At 29.8% G+C, this 26,356-nt stretch carries 24 protein-coding genes; 4 read left to right on the top strand and 20 right to left on the bottom strand.

Annotated features, from left to right (window positions below):
• Window positions 1-8: 8 nt before the first annotated feature.
• Window positions 9-608: a sugar O-acetyltransferase gene (locus ACREV6_RS11940; RefSeq protein WP_431578234.1), complete on the bottom strand. Its 600-nt coding sequence runs from the start codon at window positions 606-608 to the stop codon at window positions 9-11.
• A gap of 354 nt (window positions 609-962) precedes the next feature.
• Between ACREV6_RS11940 and ACREV6_RS11935 the strand changes: the two genes are divergently transcribed.
• Entirely contained in the window at window positions 963-1,910 is a 948-nt protein-coding gene (locus tag ACREV6_RS11935) for a glycosyltransferase family 2 protein (protein ID WP_431578233.1), read from the top strand.
• A 126-nt stretch (window positions 1,911-2,036) separates the two neighbouring features.
• On the opposite strand, the gene rfbH is transcribed toward ACREV6_RS11935, so the two are convergent.
• The 14 genes from rfbH to ACREV6_RS11865 all read right to left on the bottom strand — a co-directional run bounded on the left by rfbH (window position 2,037) and on the right by ACREV6_RS11865 (window position 16,380).
• Window positions 2,037-3,347 (bottom strand): lipopolysaccharide biosynthesis protein RfbH, encoded by a 1,311-nt coding sequence (gene rfbH / locus ACREV6_RS11930; RefSeq protein ID WP_431578232.1) that lies wholly within the window; start codon window positions 3,345-3,347, stop codon window positions 2,037-2,039.
• 18 nt (window positions 3,348-3,365) lie between these two features.
• Window positions 3,366-4,106: an SDR family NAD(P)-dependent oxidoreductase gene (locus ACREV6_RS11925; protein ID WP_431578231.1), complete on the bottom strand. Its 741-nt coding sequence runs from the start codon at window positions 4,104-4,106 to the stop codon at window positions 3,366-3,368.
• Between the two features lie 16 nt (window positions 4,107-4,122).
• Window positions 4,123-5,013, bottom strand: coding sequence for a transketolase family protein (locus ACREV6_RS11920; RefSeq protein ID WP_431578230.1), 891 nt, complete (start codon window positions 5,011-5,013; stop codon window positions 4,123-4,125).
• Window positions 5,010-5,795, bottom strand: coding sequence for a thiamine pyrophosphate-binding protein (locus tag ACREV6_RS11915; protein ID WP_431578229.1), 786 nt, complete (start codon window positions 5,793-5,795; stop codon window positions 5,010-5,012). The genes ACREV6_RS11920 and ACREV6_RS11915 overlap by 4 nt, the downstream gene beginning before the upstream one ends.
• A gap of 50 nt (window positions 5,796-5,845) precedes the next feature.
• A complete protein-coding gene (locus tag ACREV6_RS11910) occupies window positions 5,846-6,862 on the bottom strand; it encodes an aldolase catalytic domain-containing protein (RefSeq protein WP_431578228.1) in 1,017 nt (338 codons plus the stop codon).
• A gap of 31 nt (window positions 6,863-6,893) precedes the next feature.
• Complete coding sequence (locus tag ACREV6_RS11905) at window positions 6,894-8,603, bottom strand: thiamine pyrophosphate-binding protein (RefSeq protein WP_431578227.1); 1,710 nt, start codon at window positions 8,601-8,603, stop codon at window positions 6,894-6,896.
• Between the two features lie 82 nt (window positions 8,604-8,685).
• A complete protein-coding gene (gene rfbG, locus ACREV6_RS11900; protein ID WP_431578226.1) occupies window positions 8,686-9,774 on the bottom strand; it encodes a CDP-glucose 4,6-dehydratase in 1,089 nt (362 codons plus the stop codon).
• Complete coding sequence (gene rfbF, locus ACREV6_RS11895; RefSeq protein WP_431578225.1) at window positions 9,756-10,526, bottom strand: glucose-1-phosphate cytidylyltransferase; 771 nt, start codon at window positions 10,524-10,526, stop codon at window positions 9,756-9,758. Before rfbF ends, rfbG begins: the two co-directional genes overlap by 19 nt.
• Before the next feature lie 27 nt (window positions 10,527-10,553).
• The gene (locus ACREV6_RS11890; RefSeq protein ID WP_431578224.1) at window positions 10,554-11,570 is read right to left on the bottom strand and encodes an SDR family NAD(P)-dependent oxidoreductase; all 1,017 of its coding nucleotides are present in this window, start codon (window positions 11,568-11,570) and stop codon (window positions 10,554-10,556) included.
• A gap of 78 nt (window positions 11,571-11,648) precedes the next feature.
• A complete protein-coding gene (locus ACREV6_RS11885; protein WP_431578223.1) occupies window positions 11,649-12,509 on the bottom strand; it encodes a dTDP-4-dehydrorhamnose reductase family protein in 861 nt (286 codons plus the stop codon).
• Between the two features lie 12 nt (window positions 12,510-12,521).
• The gene (wecB, locus tag ACREV6_RS11880; protein ID WP_431578222.1) at window positions 12,522-13,598 is read right to left on the bottom strand and encodes a non-hydrolyzing UDP-N-acetylglucosamine 2-epimerase; all 1,077 of its coding nucleotides are present in this window, start codon (window positions 13,596-13,598) and stop codon (window positions 12,522-12,524) included.
• 2 nt (window positions 13,599-13,600) lie between these two features.
• Window positions 13,601-15,622: a glycosyltransferase gene (locus ACREV6_RS11875; RefSeq protein WP_431578221.1), complete on the bottom strand. Its 2,022-nt coding sequence runs from the start codon at window positions 15,620-15,622 to the stop codon at window positions 13,601-13,603.
• 61 nt (window positions 15,623-15,683) lie between these two features.
• Window positions 15,684-16,004 carry a hypothetical protein gene (locus ACREV6_RS11870; protein ID WP_431578220.1) on the bottom strand — a complete coding sequence of 107 codons (321 nt, stop codon included), beginning with the start codon at window positions 16,002-16,004 and terminating at the stop codon, window positions 15,684-15,686.
• 79 nt (window positions 16,005-16,083) lie between these two features.
• Window positions 16,084-16,380 (bottom strand): hypothetical protein, encoded by a 297-nt coding sequence (locus ACREV6_RS11865; protein WP_431578219.1) that lies wholly within the window; start codon window positions 16,378-16,380, stop codon window positions 16,084-16,086.
• A 248-nt stretch (window positions 16,381-16,628) separates the two neighbouring features.
• Here ACREV6_RS11865 and ACREV6_RS11860 point away from each other — a divergent pair, with 248 nt between their 5' ends.
• On the top strand, window positions 16,629-18,413 hold the full coding sequence (locus ACREV6_RS11860; protein ID WP_431578218.1) for a tetratricopeptide repeat-containing glycosyltransferase family 2 protein: 1,785 nt from the start codon (window positions 16,629-16,631) through the stop codon (window positions 18,411-18,413).
• A 199-nt stretch (window positions 18,414-18,612) separates the two neighbouring features.
• On the opposite strand, the gene ACREV6_RS11855 is transcribed toward ACREV6_RS11860, so the two are convergent.
• A complete protein-coding gene (locus ACREV6_RS11855; protein ID WP_431578217.1) occupies window positions 18,613-18,912 on the bottom strand; it encodes a hypothetical protein in 300 nt (99 codons plus the stop codon).
• 187 nt (window positions 18,913-19,099) lie between these two features.
• Between ACREV6_RS11855 and ACREV6_RS11850 the strand changes: the two genes are divergently transcribed.
• The gene (locus ACREV6_RS11850) at window positions 19,100-20,041 is read left to right on the top strand and encodes a glycosyltransferase family 2 protein (RefSeq protein WP_431578216.1); all 942 of its coding nucleotides are present in this window, start codon (window positions 19,100-19,102) and stop codon (window positions 20,039-20,041) included.
• Between the two features lie 93 nt (window positions 20,042-20,134).
• On the opposite strand, the gene ACREV6_RS11845 is transcribed toward ACREV6_RS11850, so the two are convergent.
• Genes ACREV6_RS11845 through ACREV6_RS11830 form a run of 4 tightly spaced genes read right to left on the bottom strand, consistent with a single transcriptional unit; the run spans window position 20,135 to window position 24,736 of the window.
• On the bottom strand, window positions 20,135-21,424 hold the full coding sequence (locus tag ACREV6_RS11845) for an ATP-grasp domain-containing protein (protein ID WP_431578215.1): 1,290 nt from the start codon (window positions 21,422-21,424) through the stop codon (window positions 20,135-20,137).
• A gap of 12 nt (window positions 21,425-21,436) precedes the next feature.
• Window positions 21,437-22,384: a hypothetical protein gene (locus ACREV6_RS11840; protein ID WP_431578214.1), complete on the bottom strand. Its 948-nt coding sequence runs from the start codon at window positions 22,382-22,384 to the stop codon at window positions 21,437-21,439.
• A 2-nt stretch (window positions 22,385-22,386) separates the two neighbouring features.
• A complete protein-coding gene (locus tag ACREV6_RS11835; RefSeq protein ID WP_431578213.1) occupies window positions 22,387-23,088 on the bottom strand; it encodes a WbqC family protein in 702 nt (233 codons plus the stop codon).
• A gap of 37 nt (window positions 23,089-23,125) precedes the next feature.
• Complete coding sequence (locus tag ACREV6_RS11830) at window positions 23,126-24,736, bottom strand: glycosyltransferase (RefSeq protein ID WP_431578212.1); 1,611 nt, start codon at window positions 24,734-24,736, stop codon at window positions 23,126-23,128.
• A gap of 420 nt (window positions 24,737-25,156) precedes the next feature.
• On the opposite strand from ACREV6_RS11830, the gene ACREV6_RS11825 reads away from it, so the two are divergent.
• The gene (locus ACREV6_RS11825; RefSeq protein WP_431578211.1) at window positions 25,157-26,263 is read left to right on the top strand and encodes a DegT/DnrJ/EryC1/StrS family aminotransferase; all 1,107 of its coding nucleotides are present in this window, start codon (window positions 25,157-25,159) and stop codon (window positions 26,261-26,263) included.
• Window positions 26,264-26,356 lie beyond the last annotated feature (93 nt).

Genomic DNA, 26,356 nt, shown 5'->3' with positions numbered 1-26,356 from the left:
TATCTAAATTAATCATTAAATTTCAATTTTTTAAAATAGTATTTCTTATCTTCTTCTGTAATTTGTCCTATTACTTTACACGGATTACCTACAGCTATAGAATTAGGAGGAATATCTTTAGTTACAACGCTGCCAGAACCAATCACTACATTGTCGCCAATTGTAATTCCTGGATTTACTATAACACCGCCTCCTAACCAAACATTATTTCCTATACTAATTGGAAATGCATATTCAAGTCCTGCATTTCGTGGTTCAAAATGAATAGGGTGACCTGCTGTAAAAAGGCTTACGTTTGGTGCAAACATAACATTATCACCAATTGTAACCTTAGCACAATCTAAAATAGTGCAGTTGTAGTTACTATAAAAATTTTCTCCAATAGAAATATTATATCCATAATCACATCGAAACGGTGGTTCTATATAAAAATCATTACAGACCGCACCTAGTAATTTTTTCAGAATTTCCTTTTGCTTATTCCCTTCGCTTGGTCTTAGGGTGTTATAGTCAAATATCATTTCTTTTGCAGCTTGACGTTCAGATGATAATTGTTCTACAAATGCTTTATATGGTTTTCCATTTAACATTTTTTCTTTTTCTGTCATAAACATTACCCCCATCTTATTCTATTTAACTTTTTCTTCACTCAGTAAATTAACATAATCTTTGGCTTCCTTTAACACAAATCCAGTAAGCATCCTATAACTATATAAGGATTAGATTATTATACCATGAATTTACCATTCCTTTAATTCTCATGCTGCTTTTAATAATATGTTTAATATCCATTTATCAAATTCCATATGTAAAATATACATGGCAGCCCCGCAATTCACCATATTGCCTATACCACCTTGTCTTGGCTCAGAATTAGCTAAAGTATGCCCATATTGTCGTTTGTAATAATAGAAGCTATGGAAGAATAAACTTAAATAATGAATTTAAAAGGTGGTATTAGGATGGACGACTATAATACTTCAATTAGTAAAATATTAGTTTCAGAGGATAAGCCAATATTGTCAATTTGCATACCTACGTTTAATAGAGCAGAAAGACTAAATAAATGTTTGTTCTCAATTTTTAATCAAATTGGAAATAATATGGAATATGAAATAATTGTTTCTGATAACTGCTCAGATGATAATACTATGGAAATTGTAAGTTATTATACTAAAAAATTTAATAATATTTTATATTTTAAAAATGAATTTAATATGGGTACGGATAAGAATTTTATATTATCGGCAAAAAAAGCAAATGGTAAATATATTTTTTTGCATGGGGATGACGATTACTTTAAAGATGGCTCTTTAAGTATGATAATGTGTTCCCTAAAAAAAATTCTTGACAGTGGAATTATATTTATAGATGTTAGAAAAAAAGATAATAATGTAAATATAGTTTATGGTTTAGATAATTTTATACATTCTGTATCAATATACTCAACATTTGCATCTTCTCTAATAATGAATGGATATGAGTTTAATAAGATTGGCTTAGTAGAAAAAATGAGTCAATCTAATCTTTCTAATTTATATTGGATATGTAGTATTTTAGAAAAAAATTCTAAATGCACTATAATTAATAGTGATATTTATTATCAGGAGGAAGATAATGCTCCTGGTGGATATACTTATTCTTTTGCTGAAGTTATGATAAAAAATTATTTTACAATGTTAGAACAATTCGTTGGAAGAGGATTAAATAAGGAAACTATAGAGAATGAAAAGGATAATCTGGTGGGAAGAAGTCTATGGTATTTTGAATATGGATTAAAAAGAAAAGATGAAGTCTTTATAAAAAACTTTGAAGAAATTTTTTATGAATTTTATAGTGATAAAGAATATTTCAATGAGGCTTGGAAAGCATTGTTAGCAATAAAAGAAGAATTTAATACAGTTGAATAATATCATCTTTCAAAAGCAATAGCATAATTAAAAAGAGCTTCTTAACCATTTTTATGCTTAGAAGCTCTTTTAAACTTAATTTCAAAATTTCAAATGCAATTATTCATTCAACCGCCCCAAATTCTTTTAAAAAAAATCATCTATACACTTTATCATATAGTCTAATTTTTCTTCAGTTATACCTGGATATACCCCTAGAAAAAATGTTCGATAGAGAACTCCATCCGTATGTTTTAAGTCTCCTGATATCCTGTGACTTATATCCTTATATCCTGGCTGTTTTAGAATATTTCCAGCAAATAGCATTCTAGTTTCTATACACTTCGCTTCAAGATAAGTAACAAAATCCTTCTTAGAAAACCCAGCAGTTCCTCTTACCGTAATTGGTATTGCAAACCAAGATGGCGTGGCTTTCGGTAGCGCCCTTGGCAAAATAAACACATCCTCATATTTTTTAAAACATTCATATAATCTTTTAAAATTATATTTTCTTGCCTCTGTAAACTCCGGAAGCTTTTTTAGTTGTTCAATTCCCATTGCACACTGCATATCTAATGGTTTTAAATTATATCCTATATTACTAAAAACATATTTGTGATCGTACCCATCCGGTAGACCATCGAACTTAAAATCAAACCTATGTCCACAAGCGCCATTTGTATTGGCTTCACCAGTTTGACAAAAACATGCCTTTCCCCAATCTCTTATAGAGAGAGCTGCTTTGTATAGCTCATCAGAATTTGTGCATACAGCTCCTCCCTCTCCCATGGTTATATGATGAGCTGCATAAAAACTGTAGGTTGAGAAATCGCCAAAGGTTCCACAAAACTTTCCATCATAAGTTGAATCTAGTGCATCACAAGTGTCTTCCACTACATATAAGTTATGACGCCGTGCTATATACATTAGTTTATCCATCTCAGCTGGGTTACCTAAAGTATGAGCAAAGACTATAGCTCTTGTTTTATCTGTTATGGCCTCTTCTATTTTTGAAGCATCAATATTGTAAGTGTCTTCTTCTATATCAACAAACACAGGCATTAACCCGTTTTGAATTATTGGATTTAGTGTGGTTGGGAAAGCCATTGCAGTAGTTATTACCTCATCTCCAGGCTTCATTGGATTTTTTATTGTTTTAGAACAAAGCGCTGTTACTGCAATTAAATTAGAAGATGAACCTGAATTCGTTACTAAACAATGCGGAGCTCCAAGGTATCTTGAAAAATCATGGCAAAACTCTCTGCCCTTAGCCCCTAAAGTAAGCCAAAAATCTAAGGCTGAATCCACTACCGCTACCATTTCCTTTTCATCAAATACGCGGCCTGCATAATTTACCTTAGATATTCCAGGAATAAATTCATTTTTGGTATTTCTTAATCTATATAGCTGGGCTACTCTATCTAGGATTTCTTTTCTAATTTCCTCTTCTTTTTTCATAATACACCTCTTTACTGATTATATTGACAGCCCTCCATCTATTGGTAGCACAATGCCTGTCAGATATTCTGCTTCATCTGAGACAAGAAAAGTTGCTACTTTTGCAACATCTTCTGGTTTTCCAACTCTACCTAGAGGAATCTTTGCAGAAGAACCTGACACATCTCGCCCCTGAAAAATTGGCGTCCCTATAATTCCTGGGCAGATCGTATTCACACGCACACCTTCTTTTCCATAGTTCAGAGCCAAAATTCTTGACAATTGTACTACTGCTGCTTTTGAAGCACTGTATGCATAAGAACTTCCACTTGCATAAGACTGCATGCCTGCTACAGACGCATTATTAAGAATTACACCAGAGCCAGACTGAACTAGATATGGCATAGCATATTTTGACATTAAAAAATATCCTTTTACATTTAAATTAAACATTTCATCCCATCTATCCGATTCGAGTTTTTCTAGTGGCCCTGTAAAAAATAATCCAGCATTGTTTACAAGAATATTTAATTTTTCAAATAATTGAATAGTTGATTTTATCAATTTTCTAATATCATCCTCTTTAGTAGTATCACAGGTCAAAAATACCGCTACCCCACCCCACCCAATTATTTCATCTACTATCTTTTTCCCTCTTTCTGCATTGCGTCCTGAAACAACTACTTTTGATCCTTCTAACGCAAACATTTTTGCTATGGCTTCACCAATACCTGATGTGGAACCAGTTACTATTGCAACTTTATCATCCAATTTCCCCATACCATCACCCTCTAAATTATAGTCTTGTTGGTTCTATAAATTCATAAAGCTTTTCTCTTATATTTTTAACATTTAGTCCATAGAACTCAATTTTTTCATTATAAGTCCCGTAATTCCTAAAGATTTCTCTTGGCAAGCCCACACTTTTCACTTCCAAAGCTCTATCTGGAAGAGCTTCTATAATGTCGTATAAAAGACTTCCTACATAATGTGGTTCACATACCAAAATCTTATTTGATGAACAATTATTAGCTAAAGTTATCCTGTCAAATGGTTCTAATGTAGTATAATACAAAATAGTTACATCTTCATCCTTGCATGTTTCTAGAACTACATCTAGCATTACGGAAACAGCAATAACAGTAGCTTTCGATCCTGTTTTTATGACACTGGCTTTTCCAAATTCTACATCACATTCAAATTTGTTAGGATGATCACTAATTCTGAAAAATGTAGGATGACCATTTCTGTATGCGAGCTTAAATAACTGTTCAAACTGTTTTGCAGTTCCAGGTGCAATAAATTCAACCCCCGGAATCAATTTTATTATTCCCACATCTTCTGCACAATAATGTGAATAGCCGTATTTTGAATAGTCAATAGCCGCACCAGTTCCTACTACATTCACTCCAAGTTTTTGATAGGCAAAATCCATTTTAATCTGCTCAAGGGTTCTCTCTATGAGATATGGTTGAATACCAAAAATAGTAGGTATGAGTCCCCTTAATGCCATCCCTGCAGCAATACTAAACATACCATCTTCATATATTCCTACATTCATAGCACGATCAGGAATGTCTCTCAAAATATCCTGAATTGCCCACATACCGATATCAACTGTAAAAAAAGTGGTGTCCTGTTCATTTTTAATTATGTCTGATATTTGTCTTAAAAATGTTCTTCTCAAAAATTATCAACCTCCACCGTTAGCATTTCCAGTTCATGGGTATTAGGGGCTTTATGGAACCATATTGATTCAGCCATCATTGTTTTACTTCCATAGCCTCTAACTGTATGTGCTATCACCGCCATAGGACATCCCTCTTTAGGTTTTTTCGATAATACTTCCTGCAATTCATCTAAATTATGACCATTTACTTCGTATACATCAAATCCAAAACTATGGAGTTTCTTTTTCATATCTCCCATGTCAATCATTGCACTAACAGAATTATTATCATCTATGATAACGCATAAATTATCTAGCTTTTTACCTGCCGCAAAAATACATGCTTCCCACATAGTTCCTTCATTAAATTCACCATCTCCTGTTAGCACAAATACTCTTGATGGTGATTTCTTAATTTTATTAGCCATTGCTATTCCAGCAGCCATGGGAAGTCCATGTCCCAATGAGCCAGCAGAGTTTTCCACACCTCCATGAAATTTAGTTATATCTGTCTGGATACAAAACTTTGAATTAAAAGATCCAATTTCTCGAAGTTCTTCTTCTTTAAAAAATCCTTTTTTTATAAGTACAGGAAATAATGCTAAAGTTCCCTGTCCTTTACTAATTAAAAAGAAGTCTCTATCATCATCTGCTGCAAGCTCCGGACTCCAATTCATAATTTTGTCATATAAGGTCCATAAAATTTCCAAACATGAAAATACACTCTGAAGATTTCCATCATTGCACTTGTGTGAAAGGTTAATACTTAGTTTTCGTAGCTCCTTTGAGATATCTTCCAATAAATAACGCTCCTTTCCAGAATATTAAAGCTTTGCAAGTAATTATTTATTCATTTTCTTGTTTCTAAATATCTTTCTATATAACTATCTGCCGTACCACTTGTAAATATTATCTTATCCCTATCATTTAATTTACTTATTATATCAGCAATGGCCTTAAGGGATAATTTCTTTTCAAAGTCGTAATAACTTGCATATTCAGGGTTACAATTAGAACATGCCGTGAGATAACTTGGAAGGGAATATCCCCAGGGACGCTGCTTATAAATTTTTTCTATATAATCAGAATAAATTTTAAGCATTGGTGCTATATCATATTTTTTATCGAATTTTATATTTAAGTACCTAGCAAATATTTCTAAATTGAGATTTCCTGCACCACGTCCTATTCCATAAATACTTCCATCAATTATAATATCTCTGCTTAAGCCTAACTCTACAAAAGCTTCAGCACAGCAAAAGGCCTGTTGTAGATTATTATGACCATGAAATCCCAATGCGATATCCTTTTTTAAGTGTTTGTCAGCTAAATCAATATATCTTAAAATACCTTCTTTATCCTGCGTTCCCCAACTGTCAACAACATACACTGCCATAGGACTTAGCTGGTTAAATAACTCAACCAGCTCAACAAATTCTTGCTGGGAATACTGGTCAACTCGCGCTGGTTGAACACACAATTTATAACCTTTTTCAATAATTGCCTTACAATATTCGAAACCCTCTTTTAGTAAGCGCTTCCAAACAATAACCCTAATGATATCAATTGATGTATCTGTTCTTTGTGATAGATATTCTATTGGTAGTGGATTTATAACTTCTACCATAGCCGCATATAAAACATTTTTTCCTTTTGGAGTAATAATAGCTTCAATCTGTTTTTCAGTTGAAAATACCGTTCTATCTGAATTGTATATCTCATTTTTCAGAAAACCTATTTCAACAATATCAACTCCTGTGGAAACCAATTTTTTTTGAATATCTGATATTTCATCTTTTCCAAATTGCCAGTTGTTAATATAACCACCGTCTCTTAATGTGCAATCTAAAATCATTATTTTGCCCATTTTATTTCCATCCTTTCTTCAATATCTAAAACTAAAGTACCATTAAATACTCATATAATTTTCTATCTATAGCTGGTTCTTGATCTTGATTGGGTTTATTAAATGCAAACTTAGGATGCAAATAAGTATTCATTGGTAATTGAACTTCTATTAGTGAAGGTTCCATACTATTAAAATCAATCTGCTCAATATCTTCTAATTCCTTCACTTTATAATAGGCTAAACCATAAGCTTTGGTTATTGCCTCAAAATTCGGTACTGTATAGCCAGAATCAGCAGTTGTTTGAGTATAATTACCATTAAAATTCATCTCTTGAAAATACCTAATCATTCCTAATGCAAAATTATTAATAACAACTATAGTTATAGGAAGATTTTCTCTTCGTACAAATTGCAATTCTTGAATATTCATTTGCACTCCTCCATCTCCATTAATACTAATAACCGGTCTCCCAGTGCCATAGTATGCTCCAATAGCTGCAGGCAGTGAATAGCCCATAGACCCGTGTCCTCCCGAAAAATAGACAGACTGTTTTTCTTTTACCTTAAAAGCTTGTGCCACCCATACTTGTTGATGACCAACATCTGCAGTGATCACTGTATTATCCGGAATTTTATTACTTATTGCATAAATGAAATCGTGGTACTTGGCATTGTCCATATCTCTTAATTCATTTTTAATAATATTGCACACAGATATCCACTCAGTATAATTAAGCTCAATTCCCTTTAAGCTGTTTAATAGTTCTGGAATTAATTGTTTTAAATCTGCTAAAATTTGAATCTCATCTTTCCTGACTTTATAGCTAATCTCATCTGAATCTATGTCAATTCGCATTAATTTTGCATTGGCCACAAATTCCTCTCTTATTCCACCAACTTGCTTTAAGTCCAATCTCGTACCAAATGTAATAACCAAATCACTTTTAGCCAGAATTAAATTTGCATAGCGATGGCCATTCGCACCCGCAAATCCGTAATTTAAAGAATGGTCGCATGCCAAGACATCAAAAGCTAACATGCTTGTTACAACTGGCACGCTTACATACTTCACTAATGTTTTAAATTCTTTTAACATACCACTTTGTTTTATACCTGAACCAATCAAAAAACATGGTCTTTCTGCTTTTTTTAGTGCATCAATGATAATTTTTACTTTCTCTTGACGATTTTTCAGTTCAGTTGATTTTATTGAAAAACTTTCCTCTATTTTTATATCTATTTCCGACCTTTGTATATCCGCTGGGATATCGAGCAAAACTGGCCCTTGTCTTCCTGTGGTCGCATGGTAATATGCTTTTTCCAAATACTCTTGTAATTTATCTTGCGATTCTACACGAACACAGTATTTGGTAACACTCTTTACCATAGAAATAATGTCTGTTTCTTGAAATCCCCTTTGTCTAACATTTAAACTTCCTTTAGCTGCATAAGTATCTACTTGTCCTGTAATAAAAATAGTAGGAATGGAATCAAAATATGCATTGCAAATACCAGTAATTAAGTTTGTAGCGCCAGGGCCACTAGTAGCATATGCTACTCCAGGTTTTAAAGAAGTCTGTGCGTATCCACATGCAGCAAAGGCAGCTGCTTGTTCATGATAGTTAGTATGGGCGCAAATTTTATCCTTATATTTATTAAAAGAGTCCATCAAATGGCATATCACTCCACCTGGATAGCCAAACACATCAGTAATTCCCTTTGATATCAAAAATTCAACTATATAATCACTTGCTTTCATGATAATTAACCCCTTTCGCTATAGAGCATTCCAAAAATTCTTATATAACTAGTAGTTATTTTCTAGTATAAATTCTCTTAAACTAAGAAATAGATGTATATTCCAGAATTTGTTTTCTACAGAAATCATAAACATTTCTATTCTTGTAATTTTTATACCAATCTACTGTATATTCTATTGCTCTATCTATATTTAATTTTGGTTCCCAACCTAATCGAACTCTTGCTTTAGTGCAATCCAAACTCAATAAATTTGCCTCATGCACTGCACTATTATTAGATAAATCTATCCATTTTCCTTTTCCCCACTTATTAATAATTATATCTACAACATTCTTTACAGAAACTATAGAATCATTATTCGGACCAAAATTCCAACCACTACAGAAGTTTATACCATCATTATACATTTGAGAAGCAAGAATCAAATACCCTCTTAATGGTTCAAGCACATATTGCCATGGCCTAACTGCATTAGGATTTCTTATTTCGATATCTTTATTTTCTATAAGCTTTTTTATGCAATCGGGGACTATTCTATCCCTTGACCAATCACCTCCACCAATAACATTTCCTGCCCGAACAGATGCTATTGACGTGCCGTGCTTATCATAATCCTTTGGGCTTAAAAATGAATTTCTATAAGATGCAATAAGAATTTCTGCACAACCTTTACTGGAGCTATATGGGTCGTACCCTCCCATAGGATCAAGTTCCCTATATGGACAAATTTGTTCTTTATTTTCATAACATTTATCTGTTGTAATCATTACCCCGACCTTAGCAGAATCTGAATTTCTAATACACTCGAGTAGGTTTAGTGTCCCCATAACATTTACTTCGTAGGTTTCTTTTGGAATTTCATAAGAACGTCTTACAATTGATTGAGCTGCAAGATGAAATACTATTTCTGGTTTATATTTTGTAAATACTCCTTGTAACTTTTTACAATCCCTTATATCTCCCCTTGTATCTATTACTTTATCCTTTAATCCAGTTACAATAAAGTTATCGTTTTCTGTATATGGATCTAAGCCATAGCCAACAACCACAGCTCCTAATTCATTTAACCAAATTGAAAGCCAGGAACCCTTAAATCCTGTATGTCCAGTAATTAATATTCTTTTACCTTTGTAAAAGCCATTAAACAAATCTAATCTGCTGCGCTCCATAAATGTTCCCCTTTATCCCATAATTTATTTACAGCTTCAACATCCTTGAAAGTATCTATAGCCACCCAGAAGCCGTTATGCTCATAAACCGCAAGCTGTTTATTTTTCGCAAGATTTTTTATAGGTTCTTGTTCAAAAAAACAATCTTCACTTGGCAAATATTTAAACACTTCCTTATTTAATACCATAAACCCCCCATTAATCATGTCTTTTAAAATAGGCTTTTCTTTAAAGTCCACAATAATTCCATCTTCAACCTCCATAAATCCAAAAGTCGAAATAGGATTTACCCCTGTAAGTGTTCCAATCCTACCTTTTTTTCTATGAAATTCTAAAAGCTCTAAGATATTTACGTTGCTTAATCCATCTCCATAAGTAAGCATAAATTCCTCATCATCTATATATTTTTCTACTTGTTTTAGCCTTCCACCCGTCATAGTTTCAATTCCTGTATCAACAATCGTAACATTCCAATTTTCATCTTCTTGTGTATGATATTCTAATTTTCTATCACCATTGAAATGCAGTGTAAAATCATTATTTCTCCAGTACATATCCATAAAATACTGCTTTATCATTTCTCCTTTGTACCCAACACATAAAATAAAATCATTAAATCCATAGCTTGAATATATTTTCATTATGTGCCACAGAATCGGTTTACCACCAATATTAACTAAAGGCTTAGGTCGATATTCTGTCTCTTCGCGCATACGTGTTCCCTTGCCACCACAAAGTATTACTACTTTCATTAAATTTCACCACCATAATTGCTGTTTCTATAAATTTATATTAATTTCCTTATTGTCAATAAATCCGCCTTTAATAAGCATTTCCTTAGCTTCATTGTATCCTAATACATAATCATTAGATGAATATTCACTTTTATTTAGAGATTTCAAATTTAATTTTTTATAATATTCTTTTAAACCCTCTATATTTATTTGAGGTAGAATTACAAAATAGTCCTTATCATAAATATATGCATTTTCAGCTTCATACCTTGATATTAATACTTCTTGCAACTTTTCACCGGGTCTTTTACCTATTATTTTTACGCTACAATGTTCATCTCCAAATTCATCTTGTATGATTTTAGCTATATCTACTATTTTATAACCAGGCATTTTCATTACAAAGGTTTCCCCGCCTATACTACTCTTAATTGCTTTAAATATTAACTGTATTGCCTGTTTTAAAGTTAAGAAATACCTTGTCATTTCAGTATCCGTAATTGTAATTTCATTAAATCTCTTTACTTGGTCTATGAAATATGGCACAACGCTTCCATTGGTTCCCAATACATTTCCTGCCCGAATGCAAACAAACTTGGTGTTTTCGGTTATTGTACTCGCATGAATTATTAATTTTTCTCCAATAGCTTTTGTCATTCCATAAACGTTTATTGGCTCAACAGCCTTATCTGTAGAAACATCAATTACTTTGATAGCGTTATTTTCAATTGCTGCTTTAATAAGGTTTTTAACACCTGTAATATTGGTTTTGATTGCCTCGTAGGGCTGCTCCTCACAAATAGGTACATGCTTTAAGGCCGCCAAATGAAAAATATACTGTACATTTTTTGTAGCTTGTTTTATTGATTCATAATCCCTTATATCACCTATAATAAATTTTAACTTAGGATTATTAAATTTACGCTGCATATTAACTTGGTTTAATTCACTTCTTGAATATATAATTATTTGCTTAGGATTCATTTCTAAAAGTTGAGTTGTGAGCTCATTTCCCCAGGAACCTGTACCCCCGGTGATTAAAATAGATTTGTCTTCAAACATATGCAGTACCCCCATTAGTATTGTGAAAATACGAAGCTTCACTTTTTATATTCGCTCTGATATGCATGTTATAACTACTTACAAAAAATATTGGGAATATATCTGCCTGTTTTTTAGCATCCAATCTTTTAACTCACTAACCATTTCTGTATAAGCAGGCAATTCTACAGAAAAATCTTTTCTGATACTAATGAGAGATTTATCATTTTCAATTTGTCCAAAACTTTCAATTAGTATGTTTTTGTCAAATACAGAATTAACAATTTTTAATAACTCATATTTACTAATTGAAGCTTTTGAAGTCAGATTATATAATCCACTTAAGTCATTTTCTATCATAAGGTCCAGACACTTTCCTAGCTCCAGTGTAGTAACTCCTGACCATATAACTTTGGAATATCCTATAACAGTTGCGTTTTGTTTCATAAACCAATGTAGTAATCCTGTACCTTTATGCTTTAGTTCCGGTCCTATTATTGAAGTGCGAACTGTTAGGTCTTTATTATTATTTATTTCACCCAGTATTTTCGTTTTCGCATACAGATCTTTTCCATCTGGCACAGAAATTTCGCTGTAATTGCCTGCGTCACCTGAAAAAACACAATCTGTACTTAGGTGAATAAGTTTAATATTAGTATTTTTAAATCCTTCTTCTAAGTATCTTGGTAAATAAGAATTAATAAATATAGTATTAGAAGGGTCATCTTCAGCATTTTTATTAAGGATTCCAATAGAATTGATTATGATATCCGGATTAAGTTCTACAATAATTGTGTTTAATAAGTTTAAATCATGTATATCTAGTATTATAGAATTTTCTTCTAATTTAACAGTATGGCATATATCATACACTACATATTTTTCTGATAGAGTTTTAAAATAACTGCTAATCATATGCCCGGCCATACCTGTTGCACCTAGCACTAAAACTTTTTTCACATGCCCTCACCCCTAATTTGATAATAAAAAATTTACAACTTTACTAGAAACATTATTGTCAATATACCCATCTGGATAGCTCCAGCATTTATTTGCCTTTGCCATAAGCCTTGAACACATAATAATCTTCTGGTAGTTAACACCAGAAACCACATTACTTCCACATTCAACCGTTTCTGGTCTTTCAGTTGAATCTCTAATTGTAATTGTAGGAACTTGGAATATGCAGCACTCTTCTTGGACCGTGCCACTATCTGTTAGCACAATGGCCCCATTTTTTTCAAGCTTTACAAAATCAAAAAAACCAAAAGGTTCACTATAAATTATATTTTTATTTGCATTTAGAAAACCGAATTCATCTATTTTGCTTTTAGTTCTTGGATGAACACTAAAGATTATTTTACAATTAAATTCTTTTTGCACCGAATCAATAGCCTTAAGTATTATTTCTAAGCGTTCTTTCACATCCACATTTTCCGCTCTATGAATGGTGGCCAATATATATCTACCTTTTTCTAAATTTAAGTCCCTTAAAATATTGCTTTTTTCAATATTTTCATCATAATATCTAAGTACTTCAAATATTGGGTTACCTGATACGAATATTTTGTTTTTTAATATGCCATCTTTTAAAAGATTTTCTCTACTTCCTGCAGTATAAGGCATTGCATAAGTTGAAATTGCATCTATTATTCTTCGATTTTTCTCCTCAGGAACTTTTAAATCAAAACATCTGTTACCTGCTTCCATATGAAATACTGGTATGCTAAGTCTCTCAGCGATAATTGCAGATAACCCACTATTTGTATCCCCCAGTATTAGTATTTTATCTGGTTTTTCACTTAATATAATTTCTTCTGTAAGTTGTAATAATTTCCCCACTTGTATTCCAAAACTATCCCCAGGTACTTGTAAATAGTAATCAGGTTTTCTTATGTCAAGTTCCTGAAAGAATATATCATTTAACAGTGAAGAATAGTTTTGACCTGTATGAACTAAAACGTGATCACAATTCTTGTCTAATTTTTTTATAATTAATGATAGTCTTATTATTTCTGGTCTAGTCCCTAGAATTGTCATTACTTTCATAGCTAAATCACTCCTAAGTCTTTAACTTCTTCCATATACTTCGCATATAATTTTTTTAGTTTAAAAAGTTCACTTGAAAAAGTTATTCCCCGCTCTAAGCCTTCATCAATATACTTCATTCCCTCTTTTGCAAACACAAAGCAATACTTCATTAATTCCTCCTTGGTGACATTGCCTTTTACATAATCAGGTATTGCATTCATATTTACATGATTTTCAATTTGATCATAATAAAATTGTGCTATCACATAATTTTTTAATTGGTCTCTATTTTCGAATCCATTCCATTGAATTTCTGAAGCATACACTTCTTCTTTAAAATTTTTAATTATATAATCAAAAATTGAAACAGCTGAATTTATTCTTTTTTGTAGGTTATGTGATAGATTGTTTGAATGAATTCTATAATTTATAACTGCGCCATGAATTTTTCCATAATTCCAATTATATTTTATAAACTGTAGTGAATTTAATGTATCTGCGGAAAAATCGTTATCTCTGTATATTATCCAACTTATCTTATTTTTTTTAAAAAAGCTTAATCTATATAGACAATTCATAGGTATTACACCGGAGGCAGACTTGAAAATATGCTCCACAATTTCATTTTGTGAGCAAACCTGGTATTTCCATTGGTTAACTTTTATATTATCCTGATTTACTATATTAAGGTTACTATATACATAGTCCTTACTAGGGTTTTTCTCTAAATAGTCTACAAATTTATAAATAGCATCTCTTTCAGGAAAATCATCACAAGCAATCCACTGAAAATATTTCCCTTTTGCATTATTAATAATTTCTTGAATTCCTTTTGATGCTCCGCCTGAGTTCACACTATGATATATTGCATTTATATTTTTATGTTTTTCCTCATAATCTTTGATTATTTCTTCAGAACCATCCGTTGAACAATCATCAATAAGTAAAATTTCTATATTCTTATAAGTTTGATTTATAAAAGATTCTACACATTTTGATAAATATTGTTTACCATTATAATTTGTAATTCCTATAGTAACTAATGGTCGCTCAATCATGGTAGCTTTTTTAGTTTGGAGTAGATTTGTAAATACTGACTTTAATTTTTCTATTTGCTGATGAAGTTCAAAACCATTCAAAACAAATGAGTAATATTCTTTTGAATTATATTCATTATCAGTTATCATATCAGCAGCTTCATTTATTGTGTTCCAAATTAAAGACTTAGGATATATGTTTTTTGCACCAACAAAATTATGAATTATGGGTTTTATCCCCTTTACCATAGCTTGCATAACACTCATGTTTTGCGATTCTAAGATACTGGTACATAGTATATAATTTTTATCTTCTAGCCATTTATCCAGATTATCCTGCCAGCCCTCATAAATTATATTATCTTCTAATCCAAATTCTTTTATCATTTGATTGAAATACAAAACATCTCTTTGATCTTGAAACTTACCAGCAATATATAATTTATATTGGTTATTTCTATCATAAATACTTTTAAAAGCATGTAATAATAACATGGGCCCTTTTTTATAATTTACATAACCTACGTAAGCAATATTAAATCCTGGTCTTCTCTCAGCAAATGTCCATTTATTGTCATCAATACCGTTAGGAATTACTATTTCCTTTTCTTCATCTATGCTAAAGTTTTCAATAACAAAATTTTTAATATGTTCTGCCACAAATATAATTTTATCCACATTTTCCCAATCAACATCAGCTGGATAATCTGTAAAAGCTTCATAACTGTGTATTCTACATATAATTATCTTTTCTTTAGCTAGATTAATTCTACTTCCATAGGATATTAGTTCATCACACCACTCAAACCAACATATATCAGCCAATTCCATCTCTTCATCAATTTGTTTGAAATCTGTTACAATTATCTTTTTAGTTAAATATTCACCTGACAATCCGTCAATAATATCTTCTAAAAAGCTATCTAATCCCTGCTTCACAAAAAAAGCAATGGTTTTTTCATCACTTTCCTTAGTATTGAGACTTATATTAATTATATTTTCCACTAAATTATTTCCCCTTTCACTTAGCAGTTTTAAATAACTAACTTTACTAAAATATAATACTCTATACTTTATAAGAACCATAAAAATTCGTTGTTTCAACATCACCGGTGGTTTTCTTTGGAATAATAGCCATATTATAGATTTTGTCTATATAAAGAGGGATACCGCTTAACAAGTTATTATATTCATCAACAACGTAATAATTATCCGTATGACCACTGCTGGCTCTTTGTACACCAATATTTACTACAGCATCATATAGTGAATCTTCTGCTACTGTTCCTATAACTCTAACTTGTCTTATAGAAGCTCCTCCGCACTCATCACTAAAAACCACTTTTATATGAAAATAACAGTATTCTTGCTGGATCCGGTTATCCATTATCTAAAAACACCTCCATTGTTCTTAAACTTAGATCATGGAGCCAATTATGGCTCCATGGATTTTAAAATAGTTAATATTAAACGTTAGGGGTGTATGACCAAGCTGCTGCTATAGACCCAATAGTATCTGATCCTAAAAGCTTTGGCACAATTGATAAAGTATAAGCAGTATTAACTACTTGTCTTGTGCCACTGCCTGTATTATCATAGGTTATTACTCTGTAATATGAGCGGTTTCTAGTTGCCGTAGAACCATTCGTAACGTTAAGTCTAATTGTCAAATAAGCAAGACTTGCTGCTGCAACAGTTCCCGTAACATCAACAGGACGAGGTGTACAAGATTTAGGTGTATCAAAATTAAGCGCTGAAGCCATATAAAATCCATCTCCACAAATTTATTTTTTAGGATTATAAATCCTGTTATATTATATGAATTTGTACATAGAATGTACCTTATAATATGTATATGTCACTTTACTTTTATAAATAGCAGAGATTGTCAACAAATTATGAGCCGTAATTTCAAATATCTCAAAATCTCGAAAATGAATTAAGAACTGTTAATTAAATTCTACATAATATATATGGAAGTATTTCATTGTTTTAAATTGGAGGATAATAAATGAAAAATGAAGTAAGTTTATGTATGATTGTTAAGAATGAAGAAACCTACTTGCCTAGATGCCTTAGCAGCATCAAGGATATTGTTGATGAAATTATTATAGTTGACACAGGTTCCACGGACAGAACTATAGATATCGCTAAAAGCTTTGGAGCTAATGTTCACTATTTTAAGTGGAATAATAACTTTAGCGATGCTAGAAATGAATCATTAAAATATGCTAATAAAGATTGGATATTGATTTTGGACGGAGATGATGAATTATATCCTGAGGATCAAGAAAATTTAAGAGATTTGTTAACTAGGCAGTTGGATGAAAATGCAATTTATTATTTTGAAACCTTAAACTATTATGGAAGTATCATTGATGATAATTCAATTACTATAAATCTAAATCCAAGACTATATAAAAATAACCAGGGAACTCACTATGATGGAGAAATTCATAATCAGCTAATATATTCAGAAAATAAATATAATGCAATTTACACACTTATAAAAATTCACCATTTTGGGTATATGAATAAAAGCATAGATTCTAAGGATAAGAGAACTAGAAATATAACACTGTTAAAGCAGCAAATAAAAAAAGATCCAGATAATTATTTTGCACACTTCAATCTAGGCACTGAATACGCAGCTATGGATGACGTAAAAACAGCTTTGGAGCATTATTATAAATCCTATGAAAAATTCGAACCTCATAATGGATATAGTTTTTTGCTAATATTCAGGATAGTTTTCTTAAATTATAATATAAAAGATTACGATACAGCTTTTAAATATATAAATATTGGTCTTGAGAACTACCCTAAGTTTACTGACCTATATTTTTTAAAAGCTCTTATTTTAAAAGATATGAACATGCCTACACTTCAGATAAAGTCTCTGGAGAAATGCATAGAACTCGGAGAAGCACCTTCTGAATTAAAGTGTTTATATGGAGTAGGAAGTTTCAAAGCATATTATGAATTAGGTAATGCATATTTGAAACTTAAGGATTATGATGCTGCATACAATTATTATATTGAAGCAATGAAATCAAATCCTGATTTCATTAATCCACTATATTCTATTGGTCATATATTAAAGAATAAAAATACACCTTTCGATGATTTCAAAAAAATAATAGAAGAGTTCTTTTCTGATTATCCCAAAGCCAATATCATTATTGCAAATTTATTTTACACCGAAGGCTTTTATAAAACAGCATTGGAGTACGTAGAAAAATGTGAACTTGCTGGAATTATTCCAGAAGACCTAATGTTACTTAAAGCTAATTGTCTTGTAATGTCTGGCGATTTTAATGAATGCATTAAAATGAATAATATAGATGAAAGTAGTTCTAGTTATTTATATTTTTCCATGTACAAGGTTATAAGTAGCATATTAACTAATAATTATGATAATGCACTAGCTTTATTAAGTAATTTTAAAGAGGATGATTTATATAAGTATAATAAAAAACAATATAAAGTTCACTCACAGTTGTTAAACTTATTTACAAAAGAGCCCACTTCTGTTTTATCTGAAGAAGAAAATGACCAGGAATACCTTGCTATTATTTTAGAAATTTGTGAAATACTGCTCATAAACAATAAATTTAATGAACTTGAGATAGCCGTAAACTTACTAAATTTAATAAATAATAAATTTGTACTACTTAATCTTGGAAAACTATATTATAGCTATGGATATATTGAACTTGCTAAAAAAGAAATAATGAGATCAATAAAAGAATTTGAAGTTTATGATGGAGAAGGTTTGGAGATATTACTGTGCTAAGCAAATACTTTGTGTAATATTATGTATTCTATACATTAAAAAAGTAATAGGTGGGCAACCTAGAATTTTATTTATCCTACCTATTACAACTATTTCTTTAAACTTATATTAATCATAACTTCGCCTTTAGCAAGCATTTTCTTAACAAAATAAAACACTAGATTTAATGTACCTAGTGTTTTTACAAATAAAATATTGATCAAAGTAATAAATCCAAATGAAAATTTTCTTTATTCCTATTTGGATAAATAACTCTTATGGTCAATGTTCTTCCTTGACAGTCTAATTCTACTTGCATGTCTTTATTATCCAGAATTTCCTCAATTGTTATTGAACTTGGAGATGAGTTTCCACCCCCTTCAGGATTAGTAAACCTGCATGGAGGACAATCGTTGTCATTAAAATTATCTGAATCTGGATATACAGAAACTATATCAGCAATAAAGAATTTCTCGTATAATGGCAAATTTATATTGATTATTGAATCATTATCTTGCAAATCATTCACCTTCTTATAAAAATATTAATTTAATATATATTATTATTAATAATTCATAGGTGTTCATATTAAATGTTAGATAATTGCAGTTTTATTAACAATAATCACTAAATTAAATTTGTTTCATATGATATATTGAATCTATTTGTATAAATTTCTTTAAATAACAAATTGTGGAGGAAATTTCATGAAAGAAAATTTGCCCTTGGTAAGTATTCTAATTCCTACGTATAATCAGACACAATATTTAGAAAAAGCCTTAATCAGTGCATTAAATCAAAGCTATGCTAATATAGAAATAATCATATGTGATGATAGTTCTAATGATAAAGTTGAAAAGATGGTTAACCGTTATATGGTGAATCATAAAAATATAAAGTACTATAATAATGGTGGTCCCTTAGGTCAAAGAGGTATTTTAAATGGTCAAAAATGTTTCGAGTTAAGTAATGGAGAATATATTAATTATTTATTTCATGATGATGTATTTTATCCAAATAAAATAGAAATTATGGTGAACTATTTTATGAACAACAATGATGTGACATTAGTTACTTCCTATAGAAACCGTATAAATATTAATGACGAACTGGTATATATTCCAAAAAAATTTTTGCCAAGAACCACGAAGATAACTGGTGAAAGCTTAGGATCATTTATGCTGCATACTATGGCAAATATAGTTGGGGAACCTACTACTGCAATGTTTAAAAAAGCTGATATTGAGGGGGATATTTTTAGTTATAAAGGAAGAGGAGCAATAAGTTATGTTGATATGGCTATATGGTTTAAGCTTTTACTTAAAGGAAATGCAATATATATTGCGGAACCTTTGAGTAGTTTTAGACTGCACGGTACACAGAATACTCAAAATCCAATAGTTCATCTTCTTGGTGCCATAGATTGCTATTATTTTCTAACTGACTCATACCTAGATAAAGATTTTATAAAGAGCAAAGAGGAATATCTAAACCTTATTAAAAGATGGTTCCATTTCTATATAAGAAAAATTAAAGAGTTGCAAAATTATATACCAAAAGATGATGCTGAATTAAAAGAATTAAGGGAGATAAAAAAAGAGATATATTACTGTTATGCTCAATCAATTAAGTGTTTAATATCTTTATAAGTTAAATATAGAAAAAACTTTTGATGTCGAAGTGCGCTAATAATTCAAATAGAAATAGTCCCTAGAGCGCCTTCGACATTGGGTTTATTCTTTTTAACCTCTCCAATCTATCAAGCATTCTATATTTCCAGTATCAAAGGTAGGCATGCATAATTTTTCTTTCACCATTTTTCTTTCTTTAAAAGAATTATCTATAAATATACTTTGAATACTATTATCCATATACTCATATTTATACTCACTTGCATCTATTTTTATAATTTTATTAAATAAGCTTTCTGGAATTTTTAGCCTATTTAATGTATTTATAATATCCACATTATGTTTAGTAATCAATATAATTTCTTTATTATTGTTTAGACACTGATATAAATAAAAAAACATATATTGATTATATATTTTTTTATCAAATACTAATGTATCATCAAAATCTAAATATACCCTTTCATAATTTATATCGATTTTATATCTATTAATTAGCGTTCTATCAACTTCAATATTATAGTTATTAGGTAATATATCTATATCTTCATTATTAAAATCCAGTATGGAGAGCAATGGAAAATTAATATCTAGGTTTCTACTTATACATGATGTACCTGCCATCCTTGTTGATATTTCCATTAATTTATATTTATTATTTGAATTTTTTTTTAACTGAAAATACCAATATCCTCTAAATTTTAATTTACTATTTATGATTTGTGATATATTTTTAACTTCTTCTTCTAATTTTACGATATTTGCTTTTACACTTATACCTCCGAAAGTTCTTTCTCTTGTTCTTTCACATACAACTCTCAAATTTAAATTTTTATCAGTGAAACAATCAATTGTAATTTCATCTCCAGGTAAATATTCACAGATTATCATTTTATTATTTCTTTCCATATAGAATTTTGTTTCTTCTTCATTATGAGTTATAAATGCACCTTTTCCACCTTGTCCATCATCTGGTTTTAAAAAAACCGGATATTGATTAACATTTGTTAAATTAGTATAAATGTTAGGCGTAAAATCATACTCAGAAAAAAGTTTATAAGTTAGTGATTTATATCTACATATTTTTGTAGTTTCTAAATCTGCACAAATAACTGTGGAAAATATTTTTTTTTCATTTTCTTTTAAATATAATGCCACTGTATCATGTGTAGGAATAATAAAATCTATTGCTTTATTTATCAAAATTCGATTGAATTTTTCAATAAAATCACAATCAGATATATTAGGAACTCCCCCTATATAATTTTTATATACATATTCACCATGATCATCTATACTAGATGCGCCATAAAGTTCTACTCTCAAGCAATTTCTAAGTGCAAAGTTGATATCTACCGCAGTCACAGATCCACATGGAAAAACCAAAACCTTTTTTTTCAATTTACTCACCTACTAAATTAAATTTTTAATAATAAATTTCATATCTTCTATGTTATATCTCTGATCAATAGGAATTGGTATCATTTTTTCAGTTAAATAATATTCAAACTTTTCACTAGTTATCTTCTCCTTAATTTCATTCCAATAAGTTGCTACATAAATCTTATTTTTTATTAGCTTATTTCTTAAATTATTATCATTTATTAATAATGGATAAAACATAGGACCGTTTATGTTACTTATATCTATCTTTAATTCATTACGATTCTTCAAATTTTCATGTAAATACAAAAAGTTTTCATTTCTTAAAGACTTACATTTATCATAGTTAACACTAGATAAAATAGCGCATGTTAGTCTAGACATCTTTTTCATTCCACATTTACTTAAATACTCTTCATTTTTTTTAAATAATTCATAACTTTCACTTGCTGTCATGTCAATTCTTTTTAGTAAATATTCATATCTATTATATGAAGTTTCCTCTTCAAACTTTTTATCTAATAGTTTATTTGTATATAAATACCCGCCATCAGAAACTCCAAAAAACTTTCTTGTTGAATAAATTGTATCTGTATCATTTAAAGGCATTTCAAAAAATGCTTGAGTATTATCAATTATTACATTTTTAAATTTTTCTTTAACCTTATATACATTTTGAGAATTCATTCCAAAGTAATTTACATACAATAAGCATTCTTCATAAGATAATTTATTATTAAAAATAGGCTCAAATTTATCATTTATATGATAATATTTATAATTAACCTTCTCCTCATTTATAGGTTTTAGTACACTATCGCATATATAATAGGGTATATATATTTTTTTATACCGCCCTGTCTTTAAAATGTACTGTAAGCAATACCTAGCACTATTTAAATGTATAGCATTTATGTGGTATTCATTACCTATACTTAATTCTAATTCAAAAAAACCACCCATTTCTCTACTTATCATATTTATACCAACTCATATTCATTTAATAATCGCTTAACTTCTTCCTTAGAATTAAACATCAATACATCTATAATTGATAAATTCGGAATGAAATCATCGTTAAATTGCTTATATTTTATCTCTTTCATTTTTATAAAAAATAAATCTATTTCCTGCTCTTTAAATTTATCCTTTGAATATAATCCCATACCCCCTATGGCATTAATATAAGTATTTGAACCCAATATTTTGTTTATATGTATGATTTTTTCTTCTGCTTTAAGTGATGTATCTTTCTTTAGTTGTGAAGAAATAATTAATTCTGTACTAATATCTAAAAATTTACAAATTATCACTATGCTATTTATAATAAATTTAGAAAGGTTTTTATCTTTATAAGTTAAAATCTCTCTTATAACATCAATTGTATTGCTAAAGTATGGCGCTCTTGAATATACCAATTCTATAGATTTTAAAACTTTATTATTTTCATATTCAAAATTATCCAATAAAAACATTTCATTTATATTTAGTTTGAAATCTTCCTTTCTAATTTTTAAAGTAACCATACTAGCTTTTCCATTAATGAGTAGCCTATTTCTATTTATCCATCCACCTTTTATAAATTGCACATCATCATAAACTACATATTTATCAACAGCGTTTATTGTTTGAAAATATCCGATGTATGGAAATAAATATGGTTGCATTATCCCCGCTTTCATCCTATCTCCTCCCTAATATTTTTTATTTTGTTAAAAGTTAATCCAATAGTATAGTTATAAATTTAGTATAGCATTTTATATATTCATCCCTAAGTTTCATTATCTCTTTATTATCTTTTAATCTATCATTATAGAGATTACTAAACATAATTAAATCTCCAGCATACTCCTTATACCAAGCCATAAGGCTTTCTAAAAGTTCTTTTCTATTTCTAATAAACACTTTGTTTTCATAGGAAGAAATAATCATATTGAAAAAATCAATTGAAGCCCAACAAACTAAAATCTTATCTTTTGAATTCTGAGAGTTATGGATTCTAAAATTACTTAATTGTTCAGTAATATAAATCATATTTCCTCTTCTTAATAAATTTAACCATAAAGCTATATCACTTAAGCAATATATTTTATATTTGTCATAATCAATGATGGTATTGTAAGTATCATCAAAATCCACCACATTTCTTCTAAACATGGCAGTGGTTTCTTCACCAATATAGTTAATCATAGAAAAAAGAATCTTTCTTCCTGCCTCTTCTCCAGTTAAACGAATATCATTAGAATATTGACATACGGATCTAAAACTATCGCTGAGATATTCACCATTTTCACTAATCATTCTTCTGTAGCTTGTTATGAGCGAAAGTGTATCGTCATAAAGGAAGTAATTAATCATCCTATCTATTTTATTTGAGTTGTAAAGATCATCATGTAACAAATAGCTTATATACTCACCTGATGATGCTTCAAAGCACTTTTGTTTATTAATCTTCCCTCTAAATCCACATGGCCCACCATTATTAATATACTTAATTTTATTACTCTTAAGCATATATTTCTCTACTAACTCTTGTACATAACTGGTCGTACTGTCATCACATATAATAATTTCGATATTTCTATAACTTTGATTCAATGCAGAATTAAGAGCTTGCTTAAGATAGCAAGTTTGATTGTAAGTAGGTATCAATATACTAACTAATGGTAATATGTCTTTGGAATAATTGTCTAAAAATTTATTTCTATATTCTTCAAATCCACTTACATTTAAATATCCACAATCATGAATACACCATGCAACTTGCTGTTTGGGAACAACTACCTTAAATCCTTTACTTATGAATTCAAGACTTTGCGAAATATCATAAAAATGCCATCCATCAAATATATCTTCTCTCCAAGGTAAATCATATTGTGTTATCATTATTAGTCCATCTATTCCTTTTAATTCAGTATACAAGTCTTTAACTTCATCAAAGTTAAGTAATTCCATAGCTCCGCTATGATTGCTATAAACCTTTCCTACTCTACAATAATCTTCCCACCAAATTCCTGATACTGGAATGATTTTTGCGCCTATCATGCCTATAATCCCTATTTTCACATCTCTTTTGAACACATTTATTATATCAAAAATAAAATTTGTATTTTGTATATAAACATCCTGATGAAGGTACACTTTATATTTAGAATCATTTTTTAGCATAGCCAAATTATAGGCTGAGGTCATACTTTTAGCATCTCTTATTGATATTATTTCAATTTCCATGCATTCAGGTACTTGAAGTTTTTGAATATATGATAAGCATATCTGATATAAATCTTCATTATTTACACAAGTAATAAATACCATTTTATTTTCTTTCATTTTACTTACCTCCTTGTATAAATTTACTATCCTTCATTTGCCCCTTTACAGTTTTTAAAATGTTTTTGCATGTTATTAATATATATGTATAACATTTTAGTTTTATGAATCATTCGTTTTAGTTCACTCACTTCACTCATAAGCATGTCATAGTGTTCTGTATTTAAGGGAGTCACCTTAGTCCCTTCTGCTTTAATGCAAAAGGGCTTTCATTTTTAATATTAGCATTAGGTCAGACTTATTCCATATTGAAAATTATGCAGGTACACTTTTAGACTGATTGCATAAAATAAATGGGAGAACATTTTTCTTCTTACGAATATGCAGAAAAGTTTCAAAAATATAATGTAGAAAAGATTAGTAATATTCTTTTAATTATTCAGGCCCAAGTTAGCAAATTAATTTTTGAGGTGAATGATAATGAATCAAAAACCAATATTAGTAACTCGTTCGTCTATGCCTCCACTAGAGGAATACACAAATGAAATAAAATCAATTTGGGATACAGCATGGCTAACTAATATAGGAGAATTTCACAAACAATTAGAACAGGATCTTATTAAATATTTAGGAGTAGATAATATTTCATTATTTACCAATGGGCATATGGCATTAGAACTTTTAATTCAAGCGATGAATCTAACAGGGGAAGTTATTACAACACCTTTTACATTTGCATCAACAACACATGCCATTGTAAGAAATGGATTAACTCCTGTTTTTTGTGATATTAATTCAGATGATTATACTATGGATGTAACAAAAATAGAAAGATTAATAACAGATAAAACAACTGCTATTCTGCCTGTCCATGTTTATGGACATATTTGCAATATCCATGAAATTGAGAGGATCGCTAGTAAATACGATTTGAAAGTAATTTATGATGCAGCTCATACTTTTGGCGAAAAAGTAAATGGACAAGGTATAGGAAGATTTGGAGATGCCACTATGTTTAGCTTTCATGCTACAAAAGTATATAATACTATCGAAGGTGGAGCAGTAACATTTTCTAATGAGAATATTGGAAAACAGCTATATAAATTAAAAAACTTTGGTATTGAATCACAAGAAATGGTAGATGGTGTTGGTTCTAATGCAAAAATGAATGAATTTCAAGCAGCTATGGGTATTTGTAATCTACGTCATATAACAGAAGAAATATCCAAAAGAAAAACTGTAGTTGAAAGATATCGCAGCTGGCTTTCAAATATAAATGGGATTAAAATAATGTATGATAAAGAGAATATTCAATCAAACTATGCTTATTTCCCAGTTGTATTTGATGAAAAAGTATTTGGTTTTAGTAGAAATGAAGTGTGTGATAAATTAAAGGAAAATAATATATTTGCGAGAAAATATTTTTATCCATTAACTAATACCTTTGATTGCTATCATGGAAAATTTAATGTAAATAAAACACCAATAGCGCAGCATATTGCGAAACGAGTACTAACATTACCACTTTATGCTGATTTAAGTTTAGAGGATGTTGATAGAATTTGTTATATCATATTGAATTTGTAATTATAAAATATACTCTGAAAACTCAATAATTCATAATTAAAATAATTTGACATATAAAGTAACTCCTTCTTGTAATAATTTATTATCTAAATT

The organism is Clostridium sp., assembly GCF_050717515.1.
Lineage (GTDB): Bacteria > Bacillota > Clostridia > Clostridiales > Clostridiaceae > Clostridium_AD.
The sequence above is the reverse complement of the archived record's forward strand: the minus strand, read 5'-3'. Positions and strand labels throughout refer to the sequence as shown.

What these genes read in the sequence shown, in the direction of transcription:
- wecB (WP_431578222.1), bottom strand. Translation starts at nt 13,598, where the DNA reads ATGAAAGTAATGACAATTCTAGGGACTAGACCAGAAATAATAAGACTA.
- ACREV6_RS11925 (WP_431578231.1), bottom strand. Translation starts at nt 4,106, where the DNA reads ATGGGGAAATTGGATGATAAAGTTGCAATAGTAACTGGTTCCACATCA.
- ACREV6_RS11825 (WP_431578211.1), top strand. Translation starts at nt 25,157, where the DNA reads ATGAATCAAAAACCAATATTAGTAACTCGTTCGTCTATGCCTCCACTA.
- ACREV6_RS11935 (WP_431578233.1), top strand. Translation starts at nt 963, where the DNA reads ATGGACGACTATAATACTTCAATTAGTAAAATATTAGTTTCAGAGGAT.
- rfbH (WP_431578232.1), bottom strand. Translation starts at nt 3,347, where the DNA reads ATGAAAAAAGAAGAGGAAATTAGAAAAGAAATCCTAGATAGAGTAGCC.
- ACREV6_RS11910 (WP_431578228.1), bottom strand. Translation starts at nt 6,862, where the DNA reads ATGGGCAAAATAATGATTTTAGATTGCACATTAAGAGACGGTGGTTAT.
- rfbG (WP_431578226.1), bottom strand. Translation starts at nt 9,774, where the DNA reads ATGGAGCGCAGCAGATTAGATTTGTTTAATGGCTTTTACAAAGGTAAA.
- ACREV6_RS11860 (WP_431578218.1), top strand. Translation starts at nt 16,629, where the DNA reads ATGAAAAATGAAGTAAGTTTATGTATGATTGTTAAGAATGAAGAAACC.
- ACREV6_RS11870 (WP_431578220.1), bottom strand. Translation starts at nt 16,004, where the DNA reads ATGGATAACCGGATCCAGCAAGAATACTGTTATTTTCATATAAAAGTG.
- ACREV6_RS11840 (WP_431578214.1), bottom strand. Translation starts at nt 22,384, where the DNA reads ATGATAAGTAGAGAAATGGGTGGTTTTTTTGAATTAGAATTAAGTATA.
- ACREV6_RS11835 (WP_431578213.1), bottom strand. Translation starts at nt 23,088, where the DNA reads ATGAAAGCGGGGATAATGCAACCATATTTATTTCCATACATCGGATAT.
- ACREV6_RS11850 (WP_431578216.1), top strand. Translation starts at nt 19,100, where the DNA reads ATGAAAGAAAATTTGCCCTTGGTAAGTATTCTAATTCCTACGTATAAT.
- rfbF (WP_431578225.1), bottom strand. Translation starts at nt 10,526, where the DNA reads ATGAAAGTAGTAATACTTTGTGGTGGCAAGGGAACACGTATGCGCGAA.
- ACREV6_RS11830 (WP_431578212.1), bottom strand. Translation starts at nt 24,736, where the DNA reads ATGAAAGAAAATAAAATGGTATTTATTACTTGTGTAAATAATGAAGAT.
- ACREV6_RS11865 (WP_431578219.1), bottom strand. Translation starts at nt 16,380, where the DNA reads ATGGCTTCAGCGCTTAATTTTGATACACCTAAATCTTGTACACCTCGT.
- ACREV6_RS11890 (WP_431578224.1), bottom strand. Translation starts at nt 11,570, where the DNA reads ATGTTTGAAGACAAATCTATTTTAATCACCGGGGGTACAGGTTCCTGG.
- ACREV6_RS11905 (WP_431578227.1), bottom strand. Translation starts at nt 8,603, where the DNA reads ATGAAAGCAAGTGATTATATAGTTGAATTTTTGATATCAAAGGGAATT.
- ACREV6_RS11940 (WP_431578234.1), bottom strand. Translation starts at nt 608, where the DNA reads ATGACAGAAAAAGAAAAAATGTTAAATGGAAAACCATATAAAGCATTT.